An 18,345-nucleotide genomic window follows, 5' to 3' on the forward strand; every position below is an offset into this window, starting at 1 on the left:
CTCGGCGCTCCCGGCCGCCTCCGCGTCGTAGCGGCAGGGCAGCAGGCCGGGCGCCGCGGCGAGCGCCTTCGGCTCGCGCAGGCCGGCGCTGACCAGCCAGCCCGCCGCCTGCAGGCGGCGCAGGATGGCGGCGCCGATGCCGCGCGATGCGCCGCTGACCATCGCGACGCGGCCATTCGGATCGAGCACGGGGCGACCCTCCAGGTGAGGACGGGAGTGGCGGGCGCGCCCTGGCGGCGAAGCCTCGTCGGGCCAGGCTGCGACCCTCGCCTCGGCGCAGAGCTTGGCATATGCCACGGGCAGGAGGGCAGCAATCCCGGTCCATGGCCGTCCCTCGCGCGGCGCGCCGCCGGAACTGCGGACCAAGAGGACATGCGCATGCCGCTACACGTCGATCCCGTGCGCCCGGACGAGGCGCTGCCCGGGCGCGCCGATGTCGTCGTCATCGGGGGCGGGGTGGTCGGCGTCTCCACCGCGCTGTTCCTGGCGGAGCGCGGCGTCTCCGTCGCGCTGTGCGAGAAGGGACGCATCGCCGGGGAGCAGTCGGGCCGCAACTGGGGCTGGGTCCGCGTCATGGGCCGCGACCCGAAGGAGATCGCGCTCGCCATCGAGAGCAAGCGGATCTGGCAGGGGATGCGCCAGATGACCGGCGCCGAGACCGGCTACCGCGAGGCCGGGATCGCCTATCTCTGCGACACCGAAGCGCAGGTGGCCGAGCACGAGGCGTGGATCGCCCGCGCGCGCCCGTACGGCGTCGAGTCCCGCATGCTGAGCCAGGCCGAGATCGCCGAGCGCTTCCCCGGCTCCGCCCGAAGCTGGGCGGGTGCGATCTTCACCGCGGGCGATGCGCGGGCCGAGCCGGCCCATGCCGTGCCCGCCATGGCCGAGGCCGCCCGGCGGCGCGGCGCGGCGATCCTCACCGGCTGTGCCGTGCGGGGGCTCGAGACGACCGGCGGCCGGGTCTCCGCCGTGGTGACGGAGAAGGGCCGCATCGACTGCGACGCCGCGGTCCTGGCGGCCGGGGCCTGGTCGCGGCTCTTCTGCGGGAACCTCGGCATCGACCTGCCCTCGCTGAAGGTGCTGGGCTCGGTGATGCGCACGAAGCCGCTCGAGGGCGCGCCGGAACACGCCGCCGGCGCGTCGGACTTCGCGTTCCGCAAGCGGCTCGACGGCGGCTACACCATCGCCCATCGCGGCGCGACGGTGGCGGAGATCGTGCCCGACACCTTCCGCCTCATGGGCGACTTCCTGCCCGCGCTGAAGGCGCAGTGGAGCAACCTCCGGCTGCATGTCGGCGCCCGCTTCCTGGAGGAGTGGCGGCTGCGTCGCCGCTGGCGGCTCGACGAAGTCTCGCCCTTCGAGGAGGTGCGGGTGCTCGACCCGGCGCCGATGGACAAGGTGCTGGACGAGGGCCGCGAGAACCTGATGCGCGCCTTCCCCGCCTTCGCGCGCATGGAGATCGCCGAGCGCTGGGCCGGCCTGATCGACACCACACCGGACGCCGTCCCGGTGATGGGCGAGGCGCCGGCGTTGCCCGGGCTCTTCCTGGCCTGCGGCTTCTCCGGCCATGGCTTCGGCATCGGCCCGGGGGCGGGCAAGCTGATGGCCGACCTGATCACCGGGGCGCCGCCGGTGGTGGACCCGGCGCCCTACAGGCCGGCGCGCTTCGCGCGGCTCGCGGCGCCGCTGCGCGCCCATTGACGGGTGGCCGAGGGCCGCGGCGCGCGCTTGATACCAACAGCACGAAGTTCCGAACTGCGGCCTAAAGGGCCGAGGCGGCGAATGCGGCCCGCCCGGCATCTGAGGGGCACGAAGGTGAAACCTTCGTGCGCGCGGTATCAGCCGCGCATCCTCGCCCCGGCGGGATCGAAGAGCGGCTCGGGCTGCAGCGCGGCCGGGCGGCGGTCGCCGAGGATCTCGATCTCCCAGGCGCCATCGCCGCCGACCTCCGCCAGCGCGGCGGCCCGCACATAGCCCATCGCATAGGACCGCCCGGCAACGTGGCAGTAGCCGCCGGAGGTCACCCAGCCGACGACCTGCCCGTCGCGCCAGATCGCCTCGTCGCCGATGGCATCCGCGGTGTCGGCCTCCACCGTGAAGCCGACCCGGATCAGCGCAGGGCCTCGGCGCTGCTCTTCCACCGCCGCGTCCCGGCCGATGAAGTCGTCCTTGCCGAGATCAACGAAGCGGCCGAGCCCGGCCTCGAAGGGCCCGTAGATCGGGCGGAACTCACGCGCCCAGGTGCCGAAGCCCTTCTCGCGCGCGAGTGAGAGCAGCGCGCGGCTGCCGAAGGGGCGGATTCCGAACTCCTGCCCAGCCTCCCACAACGCCTCGAACAGCGCGACCTGGTGCTCGGCCTTCACCCAGATCTCGTAGCCGAGGTCGCCGGTGAAGCTGATGCGCCCGACCATCGCCTCGACCAGGCCGATCTCCATCCGCGGCCGGAAATCCATGAAGCGGAAGGCGGCGGCGGAGACGTCCGCATCCGTCACCTTCGCCAGCACCTGCCGCGCCTTCGGCCCGGCGATGGACAGGCCCGCAGGCGAGAGGCCGAGAGCGCTCACCGAGACACGGCCGTCGCCAGGCAGGTGCTGGCCGAACCAGCGCAGATGGTATTTCTCCGCCGCGCCCGCGCCGAAGACCAGGAAACGCCCCTCCGCCGCCTTGGCGACGGTGAAGTCGCCGATCAGCTTGCCCCGGTGGTTGAGCATCGGCGAGAGCGCGATCCGCCCCACCCTCGGCAGCCGGTTGGCCAGCGTGCGCGACAGCCATGCCTCCGCATCGGGCCCCGTGACCTCGTACTTGGCGAAGGTCGAGATCTCCGAGATGCCGACGCCGTTCCGCACGGCGCGGCACTCGGCGCCGACATGCTCGAAATCGGTGGAGCGGTGGAAGGAGAAGCTGTCCGTCACGCCGGGCGGCGCGAACCAGAGCGGCGCCTCCACGCCCCAGGCGTCGCCCATCACCGCGCCGAGCTCGCGCCACCTCTGGTACATCGGCGTCACGCGCAGCGGGCGGCCCGCCTGCAGCTCCTCGTTCGGGAAGCGCACGCGGAAGCGCCGTCCGTAGTTCTCCACCACCCGCGCGCGGGTGTAGCCGCGGCTGGCCCAGTCGCCGAAGCGAGCGACGTCCATCGCCCAGACGTCGAAGCCCGGATCTCCGTCGGCCATCCAGTTCGACAGCGCGAGCCCGACGCCGCCCGCCTGGCTGAAGCCGGCCATCACCCCGCAGGCGACCCAGTAGTTGCGCAGACCGTTGACCGGCCCGACCAGCGGATTGCCATCGGGGGCGAAGGTGAAGGGGCCGTTGATGATCTTCTTGATCCCCGCCCGCTGGAAGGCGGGGAAGTGCCGGAAGCCCAGCTCGAGGTTCTCCGCGATGCGGTCCATCGCATCCGGCAGCAGCGTCGGGCCGAAATCCCACGGCGTCTCCTTCGGGCTCCACGGCACGCCGTGGCGCTCGTAGGTGCCGAGCAGCATGCCGCCGCGTTCCTGGCGCATGTAGATCTCGCCGTCGAAGTCCACGGCGTGGAGCACCATCTTGCCCGTGGTCCGGTTGATCTCCGCCACCTCGGGCATGTCCTCGGTGATGAGGTACTGGTGCTCCATGGCGAGGATGGGCAGCTCCAGCCCGACCATCCGCCCGCACTCGCGCGCCCAGAGGCCGCCCGCGTTGATGACGTGCTCGGCGACGATGGTGCCGCGGTCCGTCACCACCTCCCACGTGCCGTCCGGGCGCGGGTTGGTCTCCAGCACGCGCGTGCGCACATGCACCTCCGCGCCGGCCTTCCGGGCCGCGCCGGCGAAGGCGAAGGTGGTGCCGTTCGGGTCCACATGGCCCTGGATCGGGTCGTACATCGCGCCGACGAACTGGCGCTTGTCGATCAGGGGCAGCAGGCGCTCGGCCTCGTCGAGCGAGACGAGCTCGAGCTGCATGCCCATGTAGCGGCCCTTCGAGTGGATGTTCTTCAGCCACTCCCAGCGCGGCTGCGTCGCGGCGAGCATGAGGCCTTCCGTCATGTGCAGCCCGACGGACTGGCCCGAGATCTCCTCGATCTCCTTGTAGAGGTTGATCGAGTACTGCTGCAGCTTCGCGACATTCGGATCGCCGTTCACCGTGTGCATGCCGCCCGCCGCATGCCAGGTGGAGCCTGCCGTCAGCTCCAGCCGCTCGAGCAGGACGACGTCGGTCCATCCCTTTTTCGTCAGGTGATACAGCACGCTCACCCCGACGACGCCGCCACCGATGACGACGGCACGGTAATGCGACTTCATGCGGCGATCCCTCGTTATCCAGGCGCGCCGGCAGCGCGGCTGGCGGAGGGATGGTAGCCGGGCCGGCGCGACCTGCGCCATGCTCGGCGCCGGCGCGCACAAGCCGGAGCGAATCATGGCCTCGAGCACCACAGCCGACGTCGTCGTCATCGGCGGCGGGATCACCGGTGTGGCCGCTGCGTATGAGCTGGCGCGGGCGGGCGCCTCGGTCATCCTGCTGGAGAAGGACCGGCTCGCCGCGATGGCCTCGGGCTGGACGCTCGGCGGCGTGCGGCAGTCGGGGCGCGACGCGGCCGAGCTGCCGCTCGCGCTCGCCGCGGTCCGGCGCTGGGCAGATCTTGCGGAGGAGCTCGGCGCCGACACCGGCTACCGCCGCCGCGGCAACCTGCGCCTGGCGCGGGACGCGGCCGAGGTCGAGCGGATCCGGCGCCTGGTCGCGGAGCAGCGGGCGCTCGGGCTCGAGCTCGAATTCCTGCCCGACCTTGCCTCCGTCCGCGCGGTGGCGCCGGCGATCGGGCCGGCGGTGCTGGCGGCCTCCTTCTGCCCGACCGACGGCCATGCCGATCCGCTGCGCGCGGTGCGCGCCTATGCCGGCGCCGCGCGCCGCCTCGGCGCCGACATCCGGGAGGGCGTGGCGGTCCACGCGATCGAGCTCGCCTCGGGCCGCGTCCGCGGGGTGGCGACCAAGGCCGGGCCGATCGCCGCGTCGCGCGTGGTGGTGGCGGCCGGCATGCACGCGCCCGAATTGCTGGCGCCGCTCGGCCTGGGGTTGCCGCTCGTCCCGAAGGTGGTGACGGTGCTGCAGACGGTGCCGCTCGCGCCCTGCTTCGACCCGGTCTTCGGCGTGGCGAACGCCGACTGCGCGGGCCGCCAGGAGCTGGACGGGCGGCTGCGCGTCACCACGGGTATCGGCGACTGGCCGCATGACGTCGGCTCCTGGTCGGAGGAGATGCTGATGCCGCCCGCCGGAGAGCTCATGCGTCTGATCGCGCGCGTCTCCGACATCCTCCCCGTGGTCGGGCAGGCCCGCGTGGCGCGGGTCTGGGGCGGGCTCATCGATCTGACGCCGGATGGCCTGCCCGTGCTGGACGCGCCGCCGCACGTCGCCGGCCTGGTCGTGGCGGCGGGATTCTCGGGGCATGGGTTCGGCATCGCGCCGGTGAGCGGCGAGCTCGCCGCCGATCTCGCCCTCGGCCGGCGGCCGGCGCATGAGCTGGCTCCCTTCCGGCTCGACCGCTTCGCCGCGGGCGCGGCCGGGACGGTCGGGCTCACCCTGCACGGCTGAGGTCCGGCCACGGCGTGCGCCACCCCGCCCTTGCGGCTGCGCCGAAACGCGTGGGAGCATGGCTGGCCGAAACGACAATCCGGGCAAGCTGCGGGAGAAAGTGGACGATGCAGAAGCGATGGATGATCACCGCGGCACTGGCCGCCGCGGTCGGGCTGGGCACTGCGACGGCGGCCTCGGCGCAGCAGACCACGCTGCGGGTCGGCATCGCCTCGGCCGATGCCGGCGTTCTCGACCCGCACCTCAATTCCACGACGCCCGGCCGCGGCTTCCTGCAGTGGATCTTCAGCGGCCTGGTGCGCATCAAGCCCGGCGAGCTGTCGCCCGAGTTCATGGAACCGGACCTGGCGGAGCGCTGGGAGTCCTCGGCCGATGGCACGGTCTGGACCTTCCATCTGCGCCGTGGCGTGCAGTGCCACCACAATTTCGGCGAGTTCACCGCGGAGGACGCCGTCTTCTCGCTGAACCGCGCGGCGACGCGCGAGACCTCGGCCTTCTCGTCCGACTACGTCGCCTTCCGGAGCGTGGAGGCGGTGGACCGCTACACGGTGCGCATCACGCTGCGCAACCCGATCCCGAGCCTGCTCGGGGCGGTGATGAACTACGCGGGCGGCTTCATGGTCTGCAAGGCCGCCGTGGACCAGATGGGCAATGAGGGCTTCCGGCGCCGTCCCATCGGCACCGGGCCCTTCGCCTTCGCCGAATACGTGCCGCAGCAGTTCGGGCGGCTGGTCGCGCACGACCAGTACTTCCGCGGCCGCCCGCAGCTGCGCGAGGTGCTGTACCGCTTCGTCCCCTCCGACGCGGCGCGCGACCTCGCCTTCCAGGCGGGCGAGATCGACATGATCTATGGCCGCCAGGACCAGTCCTGGTTCACCCGCACGCAGCAGCTGCCGAATGTCCGCGTCGTGGCGATGCAGCCCGCCGAGATGTCGGTCATCCACCTCAACATGACCATGCCGCCGCTCAACGACATCCGGGTGCGGCAGGCCATCGCGCACGCCGTCAGCCGGGAGCAGATCGTGCAGCTGCGCGGGCAGAGCACCTCCGTCGCCGCGCGCTCGGTCGTGCCGGCCGGCTATCTCGGCCATCACGAGAACGCCCCGCTGCTGCCCTTCAACCAGCAGCGCGCGCGCCAGCTGCTGACCGAGGCGGGCCATCCGAACGGCATCACCATCCGGGCCATCCACACCACGCTGCCCGGCATGATGAGCGTGATGGAGGCCCTGCAGGCGCAACTGCGCCGCTCGAACATCAACCTCGAGATCACGCCGGTGGAGCACGCGACCTTCCACCAGCAGATCCGGCAGAACCTGAGCCAGGTGGTGCACTTCCAGTCCGCCCGCTTCCCCGTGGCGGACGTCTACCTCACGCAGTTCTTCCACTCGCGCTCGATCGTCGGCACGCCGACGGCCGTGACCAACTTCTCGCATTGCCGCGTGGCGGATCAGGAGATCGACGCCGCGCGCTCGGAGACCGACCCGCGGCGGGCGGTCGAGCTCTGGCGGACGGCGCAGGAGAAGATCGTCAACGAGGTCTGCGCCTTCCCGGTCTTCGAGCAGCTGCAGCTCTGGGCCTACCGCACGACGCTTGACCTCGGCTACGAGCTCAAGGCGTCGCTCAACCTGGCGCCGCCGCTGCTGCACACCACCCGCTTCACGCGCTGAGGCGTACGGCCGGGGCGCCCTGGCGCCCCGGCCACGCCGATCCCGGCCCGATGACAGCCTTCGTCGTCAAGCGTCTCGGCTTCGCGCTGGTGACCCTCTGGGCGGTCCTGACGCTCGTCTTCTTCATTGTCCGCGTCCTGCCCGGCGACCCCGCCCAGGTGATCCTGGGCGACCAGGCGACTGCGGGGGCGATCGAGGCGATGCGCGCCCGCCTCGGCCTCGATCGGCCGCTGGCCGTGCAATACGCCGAGTTCCTCTTCGGCGTCCTGCGCGGCGAATGGGGCGTCTCGCTCGTGACGGGCCGCCCGGTCCTGGTCGAGGTGATGAGCGTCCTGCCCTGGACGATCGAGCTCACCGTGGCCGCCCTCGTCATCGGCGCGCTGATCGGCATCCCGCTCGGCGTCTGGGCCGCGACCAACCGCAACCGGCTGATCGACTACGTCACCCGCCTCGCCTCGCTGCTCGGCCTGTCCTTCCCGGCCTTCGTCTCCGGCATCCTGCTGCTCATCTTCTTCGGGATCCAGCTGCGCTGGTTCCCGGTGATCTCCGCGCAGAGCGGCAGCCTCTCCGCCTGGTTCCTGTCCCTCGCGCTGCCGGCGCTGAACCTCGGCCTGATCATGGCGGCCTACATCACGCGCGTGACCCGATCCGCCATGCTCGAGGTGCTGCAGGAGGACTACGTCCGAACCGCCCGTGCCAAGGGCGTGCCCTGGCGCGCGGTCGTCTGGCGGCATGCGCTGCGCAACGCGCTCATCCCGGTGATCACCGTCGTCGGGCTCTACCTGGGCGTGCTGATCGGCAACTCCGTGCTGACCGAGATCGTCTTCAACCGGCCCGGGCTCGGCAAGCTGATCGTCGGCGCGCTGAACCAGCGCGACTACACGATGCTGCAGGGGATGATGGTGATCTACACCCTGGTCGTCATCGTGGTGAACCTCCTGACCGACCTCGCCTACGGCGCGGCGGACCCGCGGGTGAAGCTCAAGTGACGCAGACCTCGCCGCCCTCACCCGCGCCAGCGCCCGCGCCGTCGCCGCTCGCCGTCGCCCTCGCCGCGACGATCCGGGCCTTCAACACCAACAAGACGTCCTGGATCGGCCTCGGCGTGTTCCTGGCGGTCGTCGTGCTGGCGATCATGGCGCCCTGGATCGCGCCGCACGATCCGCTGGAGCAGGACGTCTTCTCGCGCCTGCAGGGCCCGTCCGCGGAGTATCCGCTCGGCACGGACTATTTCGGGCGCTGCATCCTCTCCCGGCTGCTGCACGGCGCGAGATACTCGCTGCTGATCGGCGTGGCCTCCACCCTGGCCGCGATGCTGATCGGCTCCGCGATCGGCATCCTGGCGGGCTGGTACGGCGGGCGCTTCGACGTGATCGTCATGCAGACCATGGACGTGCTGCTCGCCTTCCCGGCGCTGATCCTCGGCCTGATCATCGTGGCGATGCTCGGCCCGACGCTGGTCAACATCGTGATCGCGATCGCACTGACCTCGATTCCCGCCTTCGCCCGCATCGCCCGCGCGCCGACCATCTCCGTGAAGGAGCGCGAGTTCGTCGAGGCCTGCCGCGCCCTCGGCTACTCGGATGCGCGCATCATGTTCCTGCACATCCTGCCCAACATCTTCGCCGAGATCCTGGTCATGTCCTCGCTGTGGCTGGCGAGCGCGATCCGGACCGAGGCCTCGCTCGCCTTCATCGGCCTCGGCCTGCGCCCGCCCATCCCGACCTGGGGCGGCATGATCCGCGAGGGCTTCGAGAACATCCTCGACAGCTACTGGCTGGCGCTCGCGCCCGGGGTCGCCATCCTGATCGTCGTCTTCGCCCTGAACCTGCTCGGCGACGGCTTGCGCGACGCGGTGGACCCGAAGCTGAAGGGCGAGACGTGACCCCGCCCGTCCTCAGCATCCGCAGCCTGACCACCTCCTTCCGGGTGGACCGCGCCTGGCGGCCGGTGGTGGAGGACCTCTCCTTCGACATCGCCCCGCGCGAGACGGTGGCGGTGGTCGGCGAATCCGGCTCGGGCAAGAGCGTCACCGCGCTGTCCGTGATGCGGCTGCTGCCGGCGGCCAATTCGCGCGTCGAGGGGCAGATCGCGCTGGCGGGCCGCGAATTGCTGCCGCTGCCCGAGGCCGAGATGCGACGCGTGCGCGGCAACGACATCGCCATGATCTTCCAGGAACCGATGACGAGCCTGAACCCGGTGCTCACCGTCGGATTCCAGGTGGCGGAGGCGCTCGTCTATCACCGCGCCCTCGACCGCAGCGCGGCGGAGGCCGAGGCGCTCCGGCTGTTCGAGCGGGTGCGGATCCCCGCCGCGCGCTCGCGCTTCCACGAATACCCGCACCACTTCTCCGGCGGGATGCGCCAGCGCGTGATGATCGCGATGGCGCTGGCCTGCCGCCCCAAGCTGCTCATCGCCGACGAGCCGACCACCGCGCTCGACGTCACGATCCAGGCCCAGATCCTCGAGCTCATCAAGATGCTCCAGGAGGAGGAGGGCATGTCGGTGCTCTTCATCACGCACGACATGGGCGTGGTGGCGGAGATCGCGGACCGTGTCGTCGTCATGTACAAGGGCAAGGCCGTGGAGACGGGCTCGACGGCCGAGGTCTTCCGCACCCCGCGCGCGCCCTACACCCGCGCCCTGCTCGCCGCCGTGCCGCGGCTCGGCTCGATGGCCGGCCGGGCGCGGCCGATGCGCTTCCCGATGGTGGACATCGCGACCGGCGGCTCCGACGAGCCCACCGAAACGCCGGATACGGTCGCCGAGCGGCCGCTGCTCGAGGTCTCCGATCTCGTCACCCGCTTCGATATCCGCGGCGGCGTCCTCTCCAGGATCAGGGGCCGCGTCCATGCGGTGGAGAAGGTGTCCTTTACGCTGCACGCCGGCGAGACGCTTGCGCTTGTCGGCGAGTCCGGCTGCGGCAAGTCCACCACCGGCCGGTCCATCCTGCGCCTCGTCCCGCCGACCTCGGGGCGCATCCTGTTCGAGGGCCGGGACGTGGCGGCGCTCGACCGCGCCGGCCTCAGGCAGATGCGCCGCCGCATGCAGATGATCTTCCAAGATCCCTATGCCAGCCTGAACCCGCGCAAGACCGTGGGAGGCGCGCTGGCCGAGCCGATCATCGTCCATGGCCTGGCCGGCAAGGCGGAGGCGCGCGAAAGGGTGGCGTCGCTGCTGCGCAAGGTCGGCCTGCCGCCCGATGCCGCGGGCCGCTTCCCGCACGAGTTCTCCGGCGGGCAGCGCCAGCGGCTCTGCATCGCCCGCGCGCTCGCGCTCGAGCCGCGGCTGATCGTCGCGGACGAGGCGGTCTCGGCGCTCGACGTCTCGATCAAGGCGCAGGTCCTCAATCTCATGCTGGACCTGCAGGCCGAACTCGGCCTCGCCTATCTCTTCATCTCGCACGATATCGCCGTGGTGGAGCGCGTGAGCCACCGGATCGCGGTCATGTATCTTGGCGAGATCGTGGAGATCGGCCCGCGTGCCGCCATCTTCGAGTCGCCGCAGCACCCCTATACGAAGCGCCTGATGGCTGCCGTGCCGGTGCCGGATCCGGACCACCGCGCGATTCGCCGAGGGCTTTCCGGCGCCGAGATCCGCAGTCCGGTTCGCCCACCGGACTACCTGCCGCCGCCGCGCAGCTACCGGGAGATCTCCCCGGGCCATCTCGTGCAGGCCTGGGGCGAGGAGTGGGATCGCACCTGAAGCCCGGCGCCCGTCAGGCCAGTACGGGTGGCGGAACGCCCTGGCGCATCCGACCGCGATGAGGACCTCGCGCACCGAAGATCGCCAGGGATCGCGCCGTGGTGCTGCGTGACGATGCGAGCGTGGTCGGCCCCCGCGAGCGCCGCGGCACAGCCGCCGCCCAGGGGGCCCTCGGCCACGGGCCGGACGTTCGCTGTGCGCACAGAAGCCCGCTATGCAGAATGGGCTTGCTTGGCGAACCTATTCCGCAAAGACTTTCATTCCCGATCCAGGGAGACGCTTCCATGACGAATCTCACCCGCCGCAGCCTCGTGGCCTTGCCGCTCATCGGCCTCGCGGCCCCCGTCGTGGCGCAAGGCGCCTATCCGAATCGGCCACCGCGCTGGATCGTGCCCTGGGCCGCCGGCGGGTCCTCGGACTTCGTCGCGCGCCTCGTCGCGCAGGGCATCAGCGGCCCGCTCGGCCAACAGATCGTGGTGGAGAACCGCGCCGGCGGCGCGACCATCCCGGCGACCGAGGTCTTCGTGCGTGCGCCGGCCGATGGCTACACGCTCTTCTCGGCCGACCTGACCGGCCTCGTCTTCATCCCGGCGATGTCGCAGCGCATCCCCTACGACGCGCAGCGCGACATCCGCATCGTGCATGGCATGGGGCGCTTCCCCTACATGCTGCTCGTGCACCCCTCCTTCCCGGCGAACACGCTGCAGGAGTTCATCGCGCAGTGCCGCGCGCGGCCCGGCCAGGTGTCGGTGTCCCATGCGGGCGTGGGGTCCCCGAACCATCTCGGCATCGAGCGACTGATCCGCGCCGCGCGGATCGAGGTGAACCAGGTCTCCTATCGCGGCGGTGCGCCGGCGCTGCAGGACACCATCGCGGGGGTCGTGAACGCCTGCTTCAGCGATGTCGCGGTCGCGGTCCAGGCCATCCAGACCGGCCAGGTGAAGGCGCTCGGCACCTCGATGCCGGCGCGCGTCGGGACCTTCCCGAACGTCCCGACCTTCGCCGAGCAGGGCGTGCAGAACGCGGAGATCTACGCCTGGAACAGCGTCGCCGTGCATGCGAACACGCCGGAGCCGATCGTCCGCCGGCTGGAGGCGGAGGTGCGGCGCGTCGTGCAGGGCGACGACTTCATCACCCGCCTGCGCGGGCTCGCGCTCGAGCCGAACAATCTCGGCACCGACGAGATGGCCGCGCTGGTGCGCCAGGAAGTCGCCACCTGGCAGCCGCTGATCCGCGAACTCGGGATCACGCTCGACAGCTGAGCCGGCAAGCCGCCGCGAGCAGGCCAGGGCGGCTTCCCCTCACGGGGAGGCCGCCCTTTTGCGTTGCGCGCCCCGCCGGCGGCGAAGGCCGCCACGCGCGCCGGTCGGCTCGGCTGAACGGCGCGCGGACCGGCACCGCCAGCACCTCCTCGACGCCGTCCGAACCCATCCTTCCGGGGTAGTGCCGCGCCGCCGGTTCCGGGTAGGATGGCCGCACGGCGATCCGGCGTTCGGATCGCGCACAAACCTGCGTCGGAACGGATGCGCCGGGAGGCTGGAGGTCAGAAGCTCGGGGTGGTGGTGAACCCGATCGCGGGGCTGGGCGGCCGTGTCGGCCTGAAGGGCACGGACGGGCCGGAGACCCTGGCCCGGGCGCGCGCCCTGGGTGCCGTGCCGACCGCCGGGCCTCGCTGTGCGCTGGCCCTGCAATCGCTGGCGCCGCTCGCCGACCGCATCGAGATCCTGGTGCCGCCCGGCCCGATGGGTGAGGAGTCGGCCGCCGCCGCCGGCCTTCGCCCGCGGATCCTCGCCGGCCTGCCACCGCCGGCGGGCGACGGCACCGACACGCGCCGGGCCGTCGCCCGGTTTCTCGAGGAGAAGGTGGATCTGCTGCTCTTTGCGGGCGGGGACGGCACGGCGCGCGACGTGGTGGGCGTGGTGGGCACGGAGATCCCGATTCTCGGCGTGCCGACCGGCGTGAAGATGCATTCCGCCGTCTTCGGAACGAGCCCGCGCGCGGCCGGGCAGACCGCGGCGCATCTGCTCGCCGGGGAGCCCGTCATCCGGCTGCGCGAGGCGGAGGTGATGGATCTCGACGAGGAGGCGCTCCGGCAGGGTCGGGTCAGCGCCAGCCTCTACGGCATCGCCCGCGTGCCGCACGCGCGCGGGCTGGTGCAGGCCAGCAAGGCGGGCGCGCGTCCGGATGACGAGGCGGCGCTCGATGCGCTGGCGCGCGTCATCGTGCGGGACTGGCCGGCCGACCGGCTCATGATCCTCGGCTGCGGGACGACCACGCGGCGCATCCGGCGCGCCATGGGGTTCGAGGGCACCCTGCTCGGCGTGGACGTGGCGCTCGGCGGCCGACTGATTGCGGCCGATGCGAACGAGGCGCAGCTGCTTCGGCTGCTGGACCGCGCCGGAGAGGGCGGGGCCGGCATCGTCGCCTCCGTGACCGGCGGGCAGGGGTTCCTGTTCGGCCGCGGCAACCAGCAGATCAGCGCCGAGGTGATCCGCCGCGTCGGGCGGGACAACATCATGGTCGTGACGGGGGCGGCCAAGCTCGCCACACTCGACCCGGCCGTGCTGCATGTGGACACCGGCAGTGCCGAGGTGGACGCGATGCTGGCGGGCTACATGAAGATATACACGGCGCCGGGCCAGCGCATGGTGATGCGCGTCGGCGCGGCGACAGGATGATGCGCGAAGGGGAGGAGCGGATGGAAGCGCAGGGCGGGGGCGCGCACCCCTGGATGGCGAACTCCACCGAGGAGGCGAAGGCGGCGATGCTGCGCGCGATCGGTGCGCCCAGCATCGAGAGCCTTTTCGCGCAGATCCCGGAGGATCACCGCTTCCGCGGCAGGCTCGACCTGCCGCCGGCGCTGGCGAGCGAGGTGGCGCTGAAGCGCCACATGCTCGAGCTGCTGAAGAAGAATTCCGATTGCGAGCAGAACCTGTCCTTCCTCGGCTCCGGCATCTGGCAGCACCACGTGCCGGCGATCGTGGACGAGGTGGTGGGGCGGACGGAGTTCCTCACCAGCGTCTGGGGCACGCCGAGTTCCGACCACGGCCGCAACCAGGCGTGGTTCGAGTTCTGCTCGATGCTCGGCGAGCTGGTCGGCATGGAGTTCGTCGGCCTGCCCGTCTATTCCTGGGGCTGCGCGATCGGCAATGCGGTGCGCATGGCGTCGCGCCTGAACGGTCGCCGCGAGGTGCTGGTGCCCGCCGGGATGGACCCGGAGCGGCTCGAGGTCCTGAAGCAGTATTGCGAGCCGGAGGGCAGCCACGGCCACATCGCTGTTGTCCCCGTCGCGTGGGAGGCGGCGAGCGGCATGCTCGACATGGCCGACCTCAAGGCCAAGCTCTCGTCGAGGACGGCCGCGGTCTACATCGAGAACCCGGGCAGCTTCGGCGTGGTCGAGGCGCGCGGGGCGGAGATCGGCAAGCTGGCGCGCGCGGCGGGTGCGGAGTTCATCGTCGGCGTGGACCCGATCTCGCTCGGCGTGCTGGCGCCGCCGGCCGAGTACGGCGCGGACATCGTGGTCGGCACGATCCAGACGCTCGGCGCGCACATGATGGCCGGGGGCGGCGCGGGCGGCTTCATCGCGAGCCGCGACGAGGAGCGCTACGCGCGCGAGTATCCGACGCTCAACATCTCCATCGCGCCGACCGACCGGCCGGGCGAGCACGGCTTCGCGCTCAGCCTCGCGCACCAGTCGAGCTACGGCATGCGCGAGGAAGGGAAGGACTGGACCGGCAACTCGGTCTACCTGACCACCATCGGCTGCGCGGCCTACATGGCGCTGCTCGGGCCGCAGGGATTCCGGGAAGTCGGCGAGGTCATTCTCCAGCGGAGCCACCACGCGGCGAAGGTGCTGGGCGGCATCAAGGGCCTGCGCGTCGCCTTCCCCTGCGGCTTCTTCAAGGAGTTCGTCGTGAACTTCGACGGCACGGGCCGGACCGTGGCACAGGTGAACGCGGCACTGCGCGCGAAGGGCATCTTCGGCGGCCGCGACCTCTCGGCCGACTTCCCCGCGCTCGGCCAGAGCGCACTCTACGCCGTGACGGAAGTGCACACCGCGGAGGACATCGCCCGGCTGGCCGGCGCGCTGCAGGAGATCGTGGCATGAGCGACGTGACGCCCCGCGAATACCACCAGGCGCGCTGGAACGAGCCGGTAGTGATGGAACTCGGCGCGCCCGGCCGCCGCGGCATCACCTTCGCCGCGCCGGAGGCCGAGGTCGCTGCCGTCGGTCCGGCCGCGGAGCTGCTCCCGCCGGCGATGCGCCGGAAGGCGCTGCCGCTGCTGCCGGAGATGACGGAGCACGACACGCTGCGCCATTACGTGCGGCTGTCGCAGCAGGTGCTCGGCATGGTGGGCATCAGCCTCTTCGGCACCTGCACCATGAAGTACAATCCGCGTCTGAGTGAGGCGCTGGGCCTCAGGCCGCAGATGGCGGAGATCCATCCGCTGCAGGACCCCGCGACGCTGCAGGGGTTGCTCGAGATCGTCTGGAACTTCGAGCAGATCCTGAAGGCGCTGTCGGGCATGGACCGCTTCACCTTCCAGGCGGCGGGCGGCGCGGATGCGGCCTACACCCATGTCTGCGTCACGCGCGGCTGGCTGGAGGCGACGGGGCAGCTCGGCCAGCGGGACGAGATCGTCACCTCGATCCAGGCGCATCCCTGCAACCCGGCAACGGCCGCGGCCGGTGGCTTCAAGGTGATCAGCCTGCCGCTGGAAGAAGGCGGCTACCCGTCCATCGAGGCGCTGAAGGCGGCGATCGGCCCGCGCACCGCGGCGCTGATGATCAACAACCCCGACGACATGGGCATCTACAACCCGCACATGAAGGAATGGGTGCGGCTGGTGAAGGAAGCCGGGGGGCTCGCCTTCTACGACCACGCCAACTTCAACGGCGTGATGGGCAAGATCCGGGCCCGCGACCTCGGCTTCGACGCCTGCATGTTCATGCTGCACAAGACCTTCGGCGGCCCGAAGGGCGGCGGCGGGCCCGCCACCGGCGCCTATGGCTGCACCGAGGAGCTGGCGCGCTTCCTGCCGAAGCCGATGGTGAACAAGACGGCGTCGGGCTTCGCGCTGGACATTCCGGAAAAGTCGGTCGGCAAGGTGCGCGAGTTCATGGGGAACCTGCACATCGTGATGCGGGCCTATGCCTGGGCGCGCGGGATGGGCGCCGACGGAATCAACGAGGCCTCCGACATCTCGGTCCTCGCCAACAACTACATGGAGAAGGAGCTGCTCGCGGTCCGCGGCGTCTCCAAGAGCCACCCCGACATCGGCGGTCCGCGCATGGAGATGACGCGCTACTCGCTCGGCACGCTGAAGGAGGAGACCGGCATCGGCGTCGGCGAGGTGGCGAACCGCATGACCGACTACGGCGTGGACGCGCCTTGGCTCGCGCATGAGCCCTGGCACTTCCCCGAGCCCTTCACGCCGGAAGCCGGCGAGCTGTGGTCCAAGGAGGACATCGACACCTGGGTCGCGGTGGTCCGCAAGGTCTGCGAGGAGGCCTATGCCAATCCCGACCTGGTGAAGTCGGCGCCGCATAATGCGGCGATCGGCAAGGTGCAGGGCGAGGGCTGCGAGGATCCGGCGCGCTGGGCGACCACCTGGCGAGCCTATCTGCGCAAGCACCGCGCTGCGTCGCAGCAGCAGGCGGCGGAGTGAGCCAACCGCCCTGGACATGGCCTGAGGAACGCTGGCGGGCCGCCGTCGCGCGCGTGCGCGCGGGCCGGCGGCTGCGCCCGCAATGGCCGGGCGGCGCGCGCTGCGCCGTCGCGCTCTCCTTCGATTGCGATCACGAGACCTTCGCGATGGGCGCGGGCGACGAGAGCGTCGGGCGGCTCGCCTGGGGCGAGTTCGGTCGCCGCGTCGGCGTGCCGCGCATCCTGTCCGTGCTGGAGAAGCACGTCGTGCCGGCGACCTTCTTCTGCCCCGCCGTTGCCGCGCTGATCGGGCCGGAGGAGCCGGCGCGCATCGCCGCAGCCGGGCACGAGATCGGGATCCATGGCTGGATCCACGAGAACACCTCGCTCCTCGACGCGGCGACGGAGCGCGAGTTGATGCTGCGCGCGCGCGACACGCTGGCGCAGCTTTCGGGGCAGCAGCCCGTCGGCCATCGCGCGGCGCAATGGGATACCAGCCCGCACACGGTGGCGGCCGTGAAGGAACTCGGCCTGCTCTATGACAGCAGCCTGATGGCGGACGAGGAGCCCTACGAGCTGCTGCTCGACGGCCAGCCTACCGGCGTGGTCGAGGTACCGGTCGAATGGCTGCGCGACGACGCGGTCTATTTCCTCTTCAACCGCAATCCCGCGACGCGGCCCTATGCGACGCCCGAGGACGTGCTGCGCATCTTCCTCCGCGAGTTCGACGCGGCGTGGGAGGAGGGCAGCGTCTTCCAGCTCGTCATGCATCCCTTCGTGATCGGCTATCGCAGCCGCATCTGGATCCTGGACGAGATCTGCCGCCACGCCGCCGCGAAAGGCCGCGTCTGGTTCGCCACCCATGCCGACATCGCCCGCCACTGCATCGCACATGGCTGACACGCTGCGCTGGACCGACGCCGCGGGCACGCGCGCGATTCCGCTCCGCCCCGGCCAGACCGTGGCCGCCGCGCTGACCGAGGCCGGCATCCGCGGCTTCCGCGCCACCCGCCGCGGCGGAGAGCGCGGCATGTTCTGCGGCATGGGCGTCTGCCAGGACTGCCTGGTGGAGGTGGATGGCGAGCCGAACAGCCGCGCCTGCATGACGAAGGCGCGGCCGGGAATGGAGCTGCGGCAGCAGGATTTCCCTGGCGCGGCCCGCATCCCGGCCGGCGCGGTGCCGCCGCCCGAGGACGGCCCGCTGCCGACGCCCGAGGTGGTGGACCTGCTGATCCTGGGCGGCGGGGCAGGCGGCTTGTCGGCGGCCATCGCCGCGCGGCGCTGCGGGCTCGAGGTGCTGCTGGTCGAGGAGCGCGCGGCGCTCGGCGGGCAATACTACAAGCAGCCGGCGCCGGGCACGAACGCCGCCGCGCTCGATGCCCAGCAATCGGAGGGCGGCGCGCTGGCCGTCGCGGCCGAGGCGTCGGGTGCCCGCATCCTGCGCGGCGCCGAGCTCTGGGGCGCCTTCGACCTCGACCGGCTCGCGGTCTTCGACGGGCGCCGCACGCGGCTGGTCGCGCCGCGCGCGGTCATCGTCGCCTCCGGCGCCTATGAGCGGCCGCATGTCGTGCCCGGCTGGACGCTGCCGGGCGTGATGACGGTGGGCGCGGCGCAGACGCTCTGGCGCAGCTATCGCACGCTGCCCGGCCGGCGTGTGCTGGTGGCCGGCAATGGGCCGCTGAACCTGCAGGTCGCCTGCGAACTCGCCGAGGCCGGCGCCGAAGTCGTCGCCGTCGCCGAGGCCGCGCCGCATCCGCGCAGCCGCT

13 protein-coding genes and 1 pseudogene are annotated in these 18,345 nt (G+C 71.6%); 12 read left to right on the forward strand and 2 right to left on the reverse strand.

Annotated elements, in window-relative coordinates; all coding sequences use genetic code 11:
- Window positions 1–189, reverse strand: a pseudogene (locus L2I40_RS06775) (SDR family NAD(P)-dependent oxidoreductase); the annotation flags it as partial.
- 189 nt (window positions 190–378) lie between these two features.
- On the opposite strand from L2I40_RS06775, the gene L2I40_RS06780 reads away from it, so the two are divergent.
- Window positions 379–1,701 carry an NAD(P)/FAD-dependent oxidoreductase gene (locus L2I40_RS06780; protein ID WP_237214116.1) on the forward strand — a complete coding sequence of 441 codons (1,323 nt, stop codon included), beginning with the start codon at window positions 379–381 and terminating at the stop codon, window positions 1,699–1,701.
- Between the two features lie 137 nt (window positions 1,702–1,838).
- Here the strand turns inward: L2I40_RS06780 and L2I40_RS06785 are convergent, their stop codons facing one another.
- The gene (locus tag L2I40_RS06785) at window positions 1,839–4,274 is read right to left on the reverse strand and encodes a GcvT family protein (RefSeq protein WP_237214117.1); all 2,436 of its coding nucleotides are present in this window, start codon (window positions 4,272–4,274) and stop codon (window positions 1,839–1,841) included.
- A gap of 115 nt (window positions 4,275–4,389) precedes the next feature.
- Here L2I40_RS06785 and L2I40_RS06790 point away from each other — a divergent pair, with 115 nt between their 5' ends.
- The 11 genes from L2I40_RS06790 to L2I40_RS06840 form a co-directional block, all read left to right on the forward strand.
- Window positions 4,390–5,559: an NAD(P)/FAD-dependent oxidoreductase gene (locus tag L2I40_RS06790; RefSeq protein WP_237214118.1), complete on the forward strand. Its 1,170-nt coding sequence runs from the start codon at window positions 4,390–4,392 to the stop codon at window positions 5,557–5,559.
- Between the two features lie 107 nt (window positions 5,560–5,666).
- Window positions 5,667–7,226 (forward strand): ABC transporter substrate-binding protein, encoded by a 1,560-nt coding sequence (locus tag L2I40_RS06795; RefSeq protein ID WP_237214119.1) that lies wholly within the window; start codon window positions 5,667–5,669, stop codon window positions 7,224–7,226.
- Between the two features lie 50 nt (window positions 7,227–7,276).
- On the forward strand, window positions 7,277–8,215 hold the full coding sequence (locus L2I40_RS06800; RefSeq protein ID WP_237214120.1) for an ABC transporter permease: 939 nt from the start codon (window positions 7,277–7,279) through the stop codon (window positions 8,213–8,215).
- Complete coding sequence (locus L2I40_RS06805; protein WP_237214121.1) at window positions 8,212–9,111, forward strand: ABC transporter permease; 900 nt, start codon at window positions 8,212–8,214, stop codon at window positions 9,109–9,111. Before L2I40_RS06800 ends, L2I40_RS06805 begins: the two co-directional genes overlap by 4 nt.
- Window positions 9,108–10,931 carry an ABC transporter ATP-binding protein gene (locus tag L2I40_RS06810; RefSeq protein WP_237214122.1) on the forward strand — a complete coding sequence of 608 codons (1,824 nt, stop codon included), beginning with the start codon at window positions 9,108–9,110 and terminating at the stop codon, window positions 10,929–10,931. The genes L2I40_RS06805 and L2I40_RS06810 overlap by 4 nt, the downstream gene beginning before the upstream one ends.
- 284 nt (window positions 10,932–11,215) lie before the next feature.
- A complete protein-coding gene (locus L2I40_RS06815; protein WP_237214123.1) occupies window positions 11,216–12,193 on the forward strand; it encodes a Bug family tripartite tricarboxylate transporter substrate binding protein in 978 nt (325 codons plus the stop codon).
- Between the two features lie 261 nt (window positions 12,194–12,454).
- Complete coding sequence (locus L2I40_RS06820; RefSeq protein ID WP_237214124.1) at window positions 12,455–13,609, forward strand: ATP-NAD kinase family protein; 1,155 nt, start codon at window positions 12,455–12,457, stop codon at window positions 13,607–13,609.
- Window positions 13,606–15,039: an aminomethyl-transferring glycine dehydrogenase subunit GcvPA gene (gene gcvPA / locus L2I40_RS06825; RefSeq protein WP_237214125.1), complete on the forward strand. Its 1,434-nt coding sequence runs from the start codon at window positions 13,606–13,608 to the stop codon at window positions 15,037–15,039. Before L2I40_RS06820 ends, gcvPA begins: the two co-directional genes overlap by 4 nt.
- Window positions 15,036–16,601, forward strand: coding sequence for an aminomethyl-transferring glycine dehydrogenase subunit GcvPB (gene gcvPB / locus L2I40_RS06830; protein WP_237214126.1), 1,566 nt, complete (start codon window positions 15,036–15,038; stop codon window positions 16,599–16,601). Before gcvPA ends, gcvPB begins: the two co-directional genes overlap by 4 nt.
- Complete coding sequence (locus tag L2I40_RS06835; protein WP_237214127.1) at window positions 16,598–17,479, forward strand: polysaccharide deacetylase family protein; 882 nt, start codon at window positions 16,598–16,600, stop codon at window positions 17,477–17,479. The genes gcvPB and L2I40_RS06835 overlap by 4 nt, the downstream gene beginning before the upstream one ends.
- On the forward strand, window positions 17,472–18,345 hold an 874-nt coding region (locus L2I40_RS06840), incomplete at its 3' end, for a (2Fe-2S)-binding protein (RefSeq protein ID WP_237214128.1). The genes L2I40_RS06835 and L2I40_RS06840, both read left to right, overlap by 8 nt.

Origin of the sequence: Falsiroseomonas oryziterrae (assembly GCF_021864505.1) — a bacterium.
In the GTDB taxonomy this organism is placed as follows: Bacteria; Pseudomonadota; Alphaproteobacteria; order Acetobacterales; family Acetobacteraceae; genus Falsiroseomonas; species Falsiroseomonas oryziterrae.

Excerpts from the sequence above, each read along its gene's own strand:
- L2I40_RS06780 (WP_237214116.1), top strand. The coding sequence starts at position 379 with ATGCCGCTACACGTCGATCCCGTGCGCCCGGACGAGGCGCTGCCCGGG.
- L2I40_RS06785 (WP_237214117.1), bottom strand. The coding sequence starts at position 4,274 with ATGAAGTCGCATTACCGTGCCGTCGTCATCGGTGGCGGCGTCGTCGGG.
- L2I40_RS06790 (WP_237214118.1), top strand. The coding sequence starts at position 4,390 with ATGGCCTCGAGCACCACAGCCGACGTCGTCGTCATCGGCGGCGGGATC.
- L2I40_RS06795 (WP_237214119.1), top strand. The coding sequence starts at position 5,667 with ATGCAGAAGCGATGGATGATCACCGCGGCACTGGCCGCCGCGGTCGGG.
- L2I40_RS06800 (WP_237214120.1), top strand. The coding sequence starts at position 7,277 with ATGACAGCCTTCGTCGTCAAGCGTCTCGGCTTCGCGCTGGTGACCCTC.
- L2I40_RS06815 (WP_237214123.1), top strand. The coding sequence starts at position 11,216 with ATGACGAATCTCACCCGCCGCAGCCTCGTGGCCTTGCCGCTCATCGGC.
- L2I40_RS06820 (WP_237214124.1), top strand. The coding sequence starts at position 12,455 with ATGCGCCGGGAGGCTGGAGGTCAGAAGCTCGGGGTGGTGGTGAACCCG.
- gcvPA (WP_237214125.1), top strand. The coding sequence starts at position 13,606 with ATGATGCGCGAAGGGGAGGAGCGGATGGAAGCGCAGGGCGGGGGCGCG.
- gcvPB (WP_237214126.1), top strand. The coding sequence starts at position 15,036 with ATGAGCGACGTGACGCCCCGCGAATACCACCAGGCGCGCTGGAACGAG.